Source organism: Mycobacterium sp. E740 (assembly GCF_001672895.1).
GTDB lineage: Bacteria > Actinomycetota > Actinomycetes > Mycobacteriales > Mycobacteriaceae > Mycobacterium.
In genome coordinates this window covers 21,064-32,342 of sequence record NZ_LZKP01000155.1, presented here as the reverse complement: position 1 = coordinate 32,342, position 11,279 = coordinate 21,064, and the positions used below count along the sequence as shown (strand labels likewise).

At 68.3% G+C, this 11,279-nt stretch carries 1 protein-coding gene; it reads right to left on the bottom strand.

Going from position 1 to position 11,279, the window contains the following annotated elements:
• Positions 1-28: 28 nt before the first annotated feature.
• The gene (locus A5663_RS14650; protein ID WP_068150226.1) at positions 29-10,897 is read right to left on the bottom strand and encodes a non-ribosomal peptide synthetase; all 10,869 of its coding nucleotides are present in this window, start codon (positions 10,895-10,897) and stop codon (positions 29-31) included.
• Positions 10,898-11,279: the final 382 nt, after the last annotated feature.

The window sequence follows — 11,279 nt, the reverse complement described above, 5'->3', positions numbered from 1 at the left end:
GTGCTGTAGAGGGGTAAGCGGCAGTATGTCAGCGATTTGCATATTGCCGCTGAAGCTCCTCGATCTGTTGTTGGCTGAGGTTGACGGCGATATCGGAGGGGGTCAAACCACCTCCGCCGCCCCTGACATGTTGGCAGATTCCGTCCAGAGCCTCAAACCACAAGCTAGTCAACCGAATAACGTCGGCCTCGCCCAGCGCTGAGGGTGCCCACGTCCAATTGGCCTGCAGCTGCGGGCCGCTGTCGGTGTCGACGGTGGCCGCGTTGAGCTCCACGGTGTGCAGCAGCGGCATCGGGATGTCCGAAGCGACAGCGGTCAGCGACATGCCGTCGTGGCTCATCCGCCAGAGGTCGTCGGAGGTCTCGGCGGCCGCCGCGCCGAGGCGCCCGAGGTAGTTGAACCCGATGGCCGGGTCGGAGTCGGGCAGCTCGGCGTCCGGATTCAGATAGCGCAGGAGACCGTAGGACAACCCGTCCGGCAGCTCGCGCAGTTGCTCCTTGGCGTCTTTGATCAGCGCACCCAGCGACGGTCCTCCGGCGCTCACTCGCGACCAGTCCAGTCCACCGACGCTCAACGCCACCGGGTACTTGGTGGTGAACCAGCCCACCGTCCGGGACAGGTCCGCCTCTTCGGCCAAGTCCCCGTCACGGCCGTGGCCTTCCACGTCGATGCTGACCGGCGCGAGACCGGTCCCCAGGAACTCCGCGACCGCCAGTCCGAACCCGATCAACAGGACTTCGTGCACCCCGGCGTGGAACGCCGTCGGCACCTCGCCCAGCAGCATCCGGGTCGTCTCGACGTCCAGCTCCACCGACAAGCGGCCGGCCGTGGCGAACGTGTCCACCGCCGGCTGCACCGCGGGCAGGCGCGCCGGGACCGCGGCCACCTGCCGCCACGCGGCGGTCTTGGCCACCACTTCCGCGTCCTGGGCGTGCTCGGCCAACATCGATGCCCAGCGGGCGAACGACGTCCCGCCCACCGGCAGGGCGATCGACTGCCCGGCGCGATGTTGGCGCCAGGCGATGTTGAGGTCCTCCAACAGGATCCGCCATGAGACCCCGTCGACGACCAGGTGATGGACGACGAGCGCGAGCTGTCCGGTCGCGGCCACCCACAGCGCGCCGAACATCGCCCCGCTGACGGGACTCAACCGCGACCGCACCTTGACCAGCGCCTCGTCGGACAGCGCGTCGACGGTGTGCAGGCACTCGCCGGCATCCACCGACCCAACCTCCGGCACGTGCAACGACCAGCCCTCGGCGGTCTCGGCGACGCGCAGCCGCAACATGGCGTGCCGGTCGACCAAAGCCTGCAGCACCGCCACGACATCGGCCTCGCCCACCCCGGCGGGAGCCTGCAGCAGCACAGTCTGGTTGAACTGGTCAGTCGGCCCGTTCACGCTTTCGAGCCAGCTGATGATGGGGGTAGCCGTCACCGGACCGATGCCCTCGTCGATCTCCTGGGTCTCGCCGTCCGAGATCGTGGCCACCTGCGCCAGCCGAGCCACCGTCTGCTCGACGAAGATGTCGCGCGGCCGGCACACCACACCGGCCGCCCGAGCGCGGGCCACCACCTGCATCGACAGGATGCTGTCGCCGCCCAACTCGAAGAACGACTCGTCGACACCGACCTGCTCCAGCCCCAGCACCTGGGCGAAGATGCCCGCGAGAACTTCCTCGGTGGCGCTGGCGGGGGCGCGGTAGCGGTCCACATCGGTGTACTCGGGCGCAGGCAGCGCGCGCTTGTCGAGCTTGCCGTTGGACGTGATCGGCAACGCCTCCAGCGCCACCACCGCCGCCGGCACCATGTACGCGGGCAACCGCTCACCGAGCTTCGCCCGAACCCCGCTCACCTCGGCGCACCCGGTGATGTAGCCGACCAGGCGTTTGTCGCCGGGGCGGTCCTCACGCACCAGCACTGCCGCCTGATCAACCCCTTCGAGGGCTGCCAGCGCTGCCTGCACCTCGCCGAGTTCGATGCGATATCCGCGGATCTTGACCTGTTCGTCGGCGCGGCCCACGTACCGGAGCTGCCCGTCAGCGCCCCAGGACGCCAGGTCGCCCGTGCGATACATGCGGGTCCCGGGCGCTCCCAGCGGGCACGCCACAAACCGTGCGGCGCTCAGCCCGGCCCGGCCGACATAGCCCTCGGCGACACCGGCGCCCGCCACATACAACTCGCCGACCACCCCGACGGGCACGGGACGCAACCATGCGTCCATCACGAAAAAGCCCAAGTGCGCCAACGGAACCCCGATCGGGCTGACCGTCGCATGGGTGTCGGCGGGCACGATCTCGCGTACCGAGGCGTGCACCGTCGTCTCGGTGATGCCGTACATGTTCAACAGCCGCGGCTCCGGATGCCGATCGAACCAGCCGGTGAGACGCGCCGGTTCGAGCGCCTCGCCGCCGAAGACGACCGTCTCCAGCTTCAGCTGATCACCCAACTCCGGCGCCAGCCCATCAGCGGCCTGCAGGGCGTAGAACGCCGACGGGGTCTGGCTGAGGACTCTGACCTGCTCACTGACCAGGAGCGCGTACAACTCCTCGGGGGAACGCACCACCGCATCGGGCACCATGACCAGCCGGCCGCCGCTGCACAGCGCCCCGAAGACCTCCCACACCGAGAAGTCGAAGGCCAAGGAATGGCACTGCGACCACACGCCTGCCGTCGGCACGTCGCCGCCGAGCGTCTGCAGGAGCTGAATCACGTTGCGGTGCGCGACCGCAACGCCCTTCGGGGTTCCCGTGGTACCCGAGGTGTAGATCAGATAAGCGATGTCGCCGGGCTCCGGTGCGGGCAGCGCGGTGCCCGGATGGCTGGTGACTGCCGGGTCGTCGACGTCGACAACCACCAGGTCGTCGCGGCCGGCCAACCGCGAGCGACGGTCGGTGGTGGTGAGGACGACCGTCGGCGCCGCGTCCGACAGGACGAACTCGATGCGCGCATCGGGGTGCGCCGGGTCGATCGGCACGTACGCCGCCCCGGTCTTGAGCACCGCGAGCATCGCCACGACGGCCTGGGCCGAGCGCTCCATCAGCAGCGCCACCCGTCCGCCGGGACTGACCCCTCGGCCGATCAGCAGGTGTGCCATCCGATTCGACGCCTCGTCGAGCTCGCGATAGGACAGCGACCGGCCGCCGCTGTTGACCGCCACCGCTTCCGGGCTGCGGGCGACCTGCGCGGCGAAGACCTCCGGGATCGACCGCGCCGGCGCGGCGACGGGCCGGGTCAACGCGGCCCGGTTGCCCCAGTCCTGCAGCCGGGCATGCTCATGCTCGTCGAGGACATCGATCGACGACATCCGGCGGGACGGATCAGCGCACAGCGCGACCACCACCCGCTGCAACCGCTCGACCAGCGCTTCGACGCTCGCCGCGTCGAAAACGTCGGTGCGGAATTCGACATCCCCGCCGATTCCCGCGGGCTGCCCGGCCTCGTTCCACCGCTCGGCCAACGAGAACGTCAGATCGACGCGGGCGGTGTCGGTGTCGGCGGGCAACGGAGTGACGTCCACGTCACCCAACCGGAAATCGCCGGCGACGTTGTTCTGCCAGGCCAACAGGACCTGCACCAGTGGATGGTGGTTCAGGCTGCGAGTCGGATTCAGCCGCTCCACCAACGCTTCGAACGGGACGTCCTGATGCTCGAATGCGGCCAGGCTGCGGTGCCGCACCTGGTCCAGCACCTCGGCGACCGTCGGGTCGCCGGCGAGGTCCACCCGCAGCACCAACGTGTTGACGAAGAAACCGACCAACTCCTCGAGTGCCCGGTCGCGCCGCCCGGCGATCGGAAAGCCAACTGCCACATCAGAACTCGCGCTGAGCTTGGCCAGCAGCACCGCCAGCGCGGCCTGCATCACCATGAAACTGGTCGCGCCGTGCTCGCCGGCCAACCGCGAAACCGCTTGCTGCACAGGCACCGGCCACTGCACCGCCACCTTGGCGCCGCGGTAGTCCGCCACCGGCGGATACGGCCGGTCAGTCGGCAGCTCCACCCGCTCCGGCAGATCTGCCAACGCGTCCTGCCAGTAGGCCAACTGCGCGGCGATCCGGCTGTCGGGATCATCGAGATCACCGAACTGCGCGCGCTGCCACAGCGTGTAGTCGACATACTGCACCGGCAGTTCCGCCCAGCTCGGAGCCCGCCCCGCACAGCGGGCGGCATAGGCCACGCCCAGGTCCCGCACCAGCGGAGTGATCGACCAGCCGTCAGCGGCGATGTGGTGAACCACCGCGACCAGCACATGCTCGTGGTCACTGACACGGAAAGCCGTTGCACGCAAAGGAATTTCGGTGGCCAAGTCGAATGGGCGACGCGCCGCCGCCCCGACGGCCTCATCCAGCCGGCGCTGCGGCCAGCCGGTGGCGTCGACGACCTGCCAACCCACGTCTGCCCGCTCCGCCGGCACCACCAACTGCTCGGGAACCCCGTCGGGGGCCGGGAACAGCGTGCGCAGGCTTTCGTGACGGCCCGCCACGTCGGCCCAGGCAGCGCCCAGCGCCTGGGTGTTCAGCCGCCCATCCAGCCGCAGCGCAACCGCGAGGTTGTAGACCGCCGACGGCCCCTGCAGCTGCTCGATGAACCACAGCCGGTTCTGCGCGAACGACAACGGCACCACCGCAGGGCGCTCCGCCGGCAGCAGCGGCGCCAGCCCCTCGTCCGCTCCGATGCGCGGTGCCAACCGGGCCACCGTGGGTGCCTCGAACAGGGTCCGCACGCCGAGATCGACGCCCAGGGTGGCGTTGACCGCGGCGACCACCCGCATGGCCGACAGCGAGTCACCGCCCAATTCGAAGAACGAGTCGTCGACCCCGACTCGCTCGACACCCAGCACCTGGGCGTAGATACCGACCAGGATCTCCTCGAGGGCGTCGGCCGGCGCCCGATAGCGGTCGCCGTCGGCGTATTCCGGTGCCGGCAGCGCGCGCTTGTCGAGCTTGCCGTTTCCGGTGAGCGGCAGGGCCTCCACGACCACCACCGCCGCGGGCACCATGTAAGCCGGCAGACGCTCGGCAAGGGTGTTACGCAACTCGACGGAGTCACCCGTGCCGGTGACATAAGCCACCAGCCGCTTGTCACCCGGGCGGTCCTCGCGGACGATCACCGCCGACTGGTGCACCGCGTCGACGGTGCTCAGCACGGCCTGGATCTCCCCGAGCTCGATGCGGTACCCGCGGATCTTGACCTGCTCATCAGCACGTCCCAGGTACTGCAGCTGCCCGTCGGCGCCCCAGCGCACCAGATCACCGGTGCGATACATCCGCGCGCCGACGCCGGCGAACGGGCAGGCCACGAACCGCGTCGCGGTCAGCGCCGCCCGGCGCACGTATCCGAACGCGACACCTTGGCCGGCCACATACAACTCTCCGACCACACCACGCGGAACCGGCCGCAGCCAACCGTCCAGCACGAAGAAGCCGAGATGGGCCAGCGGCGATCCGATCGGGCTGACGGCGTTGTCGGCGTCGATGTCGACGATCTCGCGGAAGGAGGCATGGACCGTGGTCTCGGTGATGCCGTACATGTTGATGAGCCGGGGAAGACCGGGGTGGTTGCGAAGCCAAGACGTGAGGCGGTGCGGTTCGAGCGCTTCGCCACCGAAGATCACCGTCTCCAGCTTGAGCTGTTGCCCGAGCTCGGGGGCCAACGAATCCGCGGTTTCCAAGGCATAGAACGCCGACGGCGTCTGACTTAGGACATTCACCTCTTCCCTGACGAGCAAGGCGTGCAGATCCTGCGGCGAGGCGGCCACCGAATCGGGCACCACCACCAGCCGCCCGCCGTGCAGCAGCGCACCGAAGATCTCCCACACCGAGAAGTCGAAGGCCAAGGAGTGGCATTGCGTCCATACCTGGCCCGGCGACGTGTGCAGATCCGCGTCCAGCGAGTCCAGCAGCTGGGTCACGTTCAGGTGTGGGACCGCCACGCCCTTGGGCACGCCGGTGGTGCCCGAGGTGTAGATCAGGTAGGCGACGTCGTGCGGGCTCGGTGCGGGCAGCGCGGTGCTGGGTTGGGCAGCGATGACCGGGTCACCGATGTCGACGACCAGCAAGTCATGGCCGTCCAGGCGGTCGGCCAGGCCGGCGGAGGTGATCGCGGCCACCGGAGCGGCGTCGGAAAGCATGAAGTGCATGCGCGTACCCGGTTGACCCGGGTCGATCGCCAGGTAAGCCGCCCCGGTCTTAAGCACGGCGAGGATCGAGACCACAGCCTCGGCGGAGCGCTTCAACAGCAGGGCGACCCGCTGTCCGGGCCCCACCCCGTGACCCCGCAGCAGATGCGCCATGCGGTTCGAGGCCTCGTCGAGTTCGCGGTACGTCCACGACCGGGCGCCGTACGTGATGGCGATTGCCTCCGGAGCACGAGCCACCTGGGCGGCGAACAACGCCGGGATCGACCAGGACGCGGACACCGGCAGTGTCAACGCTTCGTGATTGCCCCACGTCTGCACGTCGACGTGTTCACGCTCGTCGAGCAGATCGATCGACGACACGCGGCGCGACGGGTCAGCGCACAGCGCGACCACCACCCGCTGCAACCGCTCGACCAGCGCTTCGATGCTGGCCGCGTCGAACACGTCGGTGCGGAACTCGACATCCCCGGCGATTCCGGCGGGCTGTCCGGCCGCACTCCACTGCTCTGCCAACGAGAACGTCAGATCGACGCGGGCGGTGTGGGTGTCGGCCGGCATCGAGGTGACCTCTACATCGCCGAGTCTCAATTCGCCTGCGGCGTTGTTCTGCCAGGCCAACAGGACCTGCACCAGCGGATGATGGTTCAGGCTGCGGCTGGGGTTGAGCCGCTCGACGAGCACCTCGAACGGCACATCCTGGTGCTCGAATGCGGCCAGGCTGCGCGCGCGCACCTGCTCCAGCACCTCGGCGACCGTCGGGTCGCCCGAGAGATCGACACGCAGCACCAACGTGTTGACGAAGAAACCGACCAGTTCGTCCAGTGCCCGGTCGCGTCGGCCGGCGATCGGAAAGCCCGCTGCCACATCGGAACTCGCGCTGAGCTTGGCCAGCAGGACCGCCAGCGCGGCCTGCATCACCATGAAGCTCGTCGCGCCGTTCGCACCGGCGAGCCGGGCAATGCCCTGCTGCACCTGCGCCGGCCACTGCACGGCCACCTTCTCGCCGCGGTAGTCCGCCACCGGCGGATACGGCCGGTCAGTCGGCAGCTCCACCCGTTCCGGCAGACCAGCCAACGCGTCCTGCCAGTAAGCCAGCTGCGCGGCGATCCGGCTGTCCGGATCGTCGAGATCGCCGAGCTGGGCGCCCTGCCACAACGCGTAGTCGACATACTGCACCGGCAGCGGCGCCCAGTCGGGACGCTGTCCCGCGCACCGGGCGGCATACGCCGCGCCCAGATCGCCCATCAGCGGGGCGATCGACCAGCCGTCGGCGGCGATGTGGTGGACCACTGCCACCAGCACATGCTCGTCCGCACCGAGCTTGAAAAGCGTTGCCCGCAAGGGGATCTCAGCGGCCAGATTGAACGGGCGGCGCGCCACCGCGCCCGCGGCCTCCTCCAGTTGGCGCTCCGGCCAACCGGTGGCATCGACGACCTGCCACCCCACCTCGACGTCATCGGCCGGCGCCACCCGCTGCTCGGGAACCCCGCCCGGGGCCGGGAACAGCGTGCGCAGGCTCTCGTGGCGGGCTACCACGTCGACAACGGCCGCACCCAACGCCTGCACGTCGAGGGCGCCCGTCAACCGCAGCGCCACCGCCAAGTTGTCGACCGAGGACGGCCCCTGCAGCTGATCGAGGAACCACAACCGCTTCTGGGCGAACGACAACGGCACCACCGCCGGGCGAGGACCTGCGACCAACGGCTCCAGCCCGTCGCCCTCGCCGATGCGCGAGGCCAGCTCGGCCACGGTGGGCGCCTCGAACACTGCGCGCACCGAAAGCCCGGAGTCCAGGCTCCTCGTGACCGCGGCGATCACCCGCATCGCCAGCAGCGAGTCGCCGCCCAGTTCGAAGAACGACTCGTCGACGCCGACCCGCTCGACACCCAGCACCTCGGCGAAGATGCCGGCCAGGATCTCCTCGGTAGGCGTGGACGGCGCGCGGTACCGATCGGTGTCGGGGTATTCGGGGGCCGGCAACGCCCGCTTGTCGAGCTTGCCGTTGACCGTCAACGGCAACGCGTCGATCAGTACGACCGCCGAAGGCACCATGTATCCGGGCAGCCGCTCGGCCAGCGCGGCACGGACGGTGCTGGGGTCGACCGCCCCGGTCTCCGTCTCGGTGAGATAGCCGACGAGGCGCTTGTCACCCGGGCGGTCTTCGCGGGCGATCACCGCCGCCTGATCCACTCCGTCCAGAGCGCCGAGCGCGGCTTGCACTTCACCGATCTCGATACGGTGCCCGCGAATCTTGACCTGCTCGTCGGCCCGGCCCACGTAGCGCAGCTGCCCGTCGGCGCCCCACCAGACCAGGTCGCCGGTGCGGTACATGCGTTGTCCGGTGCCCTCGGCACCGGCGAACGGGCAGGCCACAAACCGCGAGGCGGTCAACGAAGTCCGGCGCGCGTACCCGACCGCCAGCTGCGGGCCGGCCAGGTAAAGCTCCCCGACCACCCCTTGCGGTACCGGGCGAAGCCAGCTGTCCAGCACGAAGAACGCCGCACCCGGCAGCGGCGCGCCGATCGGCACCACCGGCGAGCCCGCCTGCAGCGGCGCGCTCAACGCCACCCACATCGTGGCCTCGGTCGGGCCGTACTCGTTGATCATCACCCGACCGGGCGCCCAGCGTTCCACCACCTCCGGCGGGCAGGCTTCACCGCCCACGAGCAGCGTCACCCCGTCCAGGCCCTGCGCCGACAGCATCCCCACCGCCGAAGGCGTTTGGCAGAACACGCTGACCTGCTCGTCGATCAAGAACGCGCGCAAGGCGTCGGGCGAGGCGGCCACCGATTCGGGCACGACCGCCAGGCGCCCCCCATGCAGCAAGGCGCCGTAGATCTCCCAGCCCGAGATGTCGAAACTGTACGAATGCCATTGCGACCAGACCTGGCCTGCGGTGGCCCACTCGTCGTCCAACGAACCCATCAGCTGGGTGACGTTGGCGTGGGTGATCGCCACCCCCTTCGGCACGCCCGTCGTTCCCGAGGTGTAGATCAGGTAGGCCACGTCGTCAGCTGCCGGCCCCGGCAACGCGGTGACCGGATGACTCTCGATGGACGGATCGTCGACGTCGATGACCGTCAGGCCACTGCCGGCCAGCCGCTGCGCCAACGCCGTGGTGGTCAGTGCGGCCATCGGCGCGGCGTCGGCAATCATGAACTCGATACGCGCCGACGGGTGCGCCGGATCGATCGGCAGGTACGCCGCGCCGCTCTTGAGCACCCCGAGCATGGCCACGATCGCCTCGGCGCACCGTGAGAAGAGCAGCGCCACCGACTGGCCCGGGCCCGCGCCGAGGCCGGCCAACAGGTGCGCGACCCGATTCGACGCCGCATCCAGCTCGGCGTAAGTCCACGAACGGCCCGAACAGGTCAGCGCCACCGCCTCCGGAGCGGCGGCAACCTGCGCCGCGAACACCGCCGGGATCGACACCGCCTGCGGCGCCGGGGCGGTCAACACGGCCCGGTTTCCCCACTCGTGGACTCGGACCTGCTCGCTCTCGTCGAGCAGGTCGAGTGAGGACAACCGCCGTTCCGGATCGGTCGTCATCGCCGTCAGCAGGCGACTCAACCGATCCGCCACGTCGGCGGCATCGAGTTCGGCAGTCGGATGGCCGGTGCCCAGCGAGCTGAGGTGAAGCTGGTCGCCATCCCTGAAGAAGACCAGTGCGGCCTGATCCCCGAAACCGGCATTGGTCAGAGTGCCCGTCGCCAAGGCGCCATCGAAGAGGCCCATATGCGCCGCGGGAATGATATTGACCACGACCCGATTCGACGCACGGCTGGAGTCGCCGAGGTACGCTCTGCTCTCCATTGCAGCCACCGGATACCGCTGGTGTTGCAGCGCTTCCCGAATCCGAATATTGACGTGTCGACAAAAATTAGCTATGGAGGCATCCGCAGGTGTCTTCAAGACGAGTGGCACAACACCTGAAATCAAGCCTGGGACCGCCAGCGATTCCGGACGCACGCGCCTGCTCACCGGAAAATCGAGTACGACCTCTGAACGGTCGGCCTCATAAGCGCTGACCAATAGCGCGCAGGCAGCAGTGATCACCGAAGACCGACTGACACCCACATTCCGCGACAATTCGTCGATCTGCTCGAGAATCTGCGAATCCAATGGAAGCGGTGCGGAAAAGTCGTCGGCAGCGCTTCCGTGCGCGGCAGCGTGGACTGAAGAGTGAGCGAGCGGCTTTTCGCCGGGAAGATTACTGGCCCAGTAGGCCTGGTCATCGAGATACTCGCCGGACGTTTCGTATTCCGATTCGCATTGAACCAAGTCCTGCAACGAGCCGAAGAAAGCCGGAGGAATCTCGTCGCCGGCAGCAATCGCGGAGTAAACAGCTGCGATCCGGTGCAATACCAGAGTGAGGCCGATTCCGTCCACCGCGATGTGGTGGCAGCAGGCGAACAGGTAGTTCTCGTCCGCGCGCGTCTGCATCAGGGTGAACGTGAACAGCGGGCCAGACAGCGGCATCGGCATCCGCCGGATGCTGGATGCCAAGCGTTGCACCTCATCGACCGGATCTTGCGAGCGCAGTAGGTCATAGCGACGAAGCTCAACCACCGGGTGATCGACCGGCTTCTGGAAGACCTGTCCAGCGTCTTGGAAGAATTCGGCTCTGAGCGGTTCGGCCTCGCGCACAACGTGGTGAATCGCGGATTCCAGCTGATCCGCGTCTATCGGCCCCTCGATCCGCAGGAGCCCGCCGAGATGCAACGTCGCGTCGGCCTGGCCCGTCTCTTCGGCGAGCCACATCTCGAACTGTCTCCGCGTTAGCGGAAAAACCCGGTCATCGAGTTCCATTCAAGTCCCCTCAATCACCCAAGTCAGGCACTTTGCTCGTCAGCGTGAGGCCCCCGGCGAGCTTCTCCCGCAGCCCCTTTGGGCCATGTGTACCCAGTTCTGTCCGAGGCAGTGCAAACCGCGAGGCGCTGGACTTTGCCGCGAACCGCTCGCGAGCCGGTTGCGAAATGGTCCTAGACGAGCCACCGGCTGTGTCGCCCAACGTCGGCCGAGACCAGGAACGGCCGTCGGCGCAGTCGAACGCATCGATGCTCACAGCTCTCCAGAATTTACTTGAGTCGGTGGGACGCCTCCAAACCATACTGAAGCCGAGGTGGGCCTGTTCAGGCTTTCA

Coding starts and splice junctions, on each gene's coding strand:
- A5663_RS14650 (WP_068150226.1), bottom strand. CDS start 10,897: ATGTGGCTCGCCGAAGAGACGGGCCAGGCCGACGCGACGTTGCATCTC.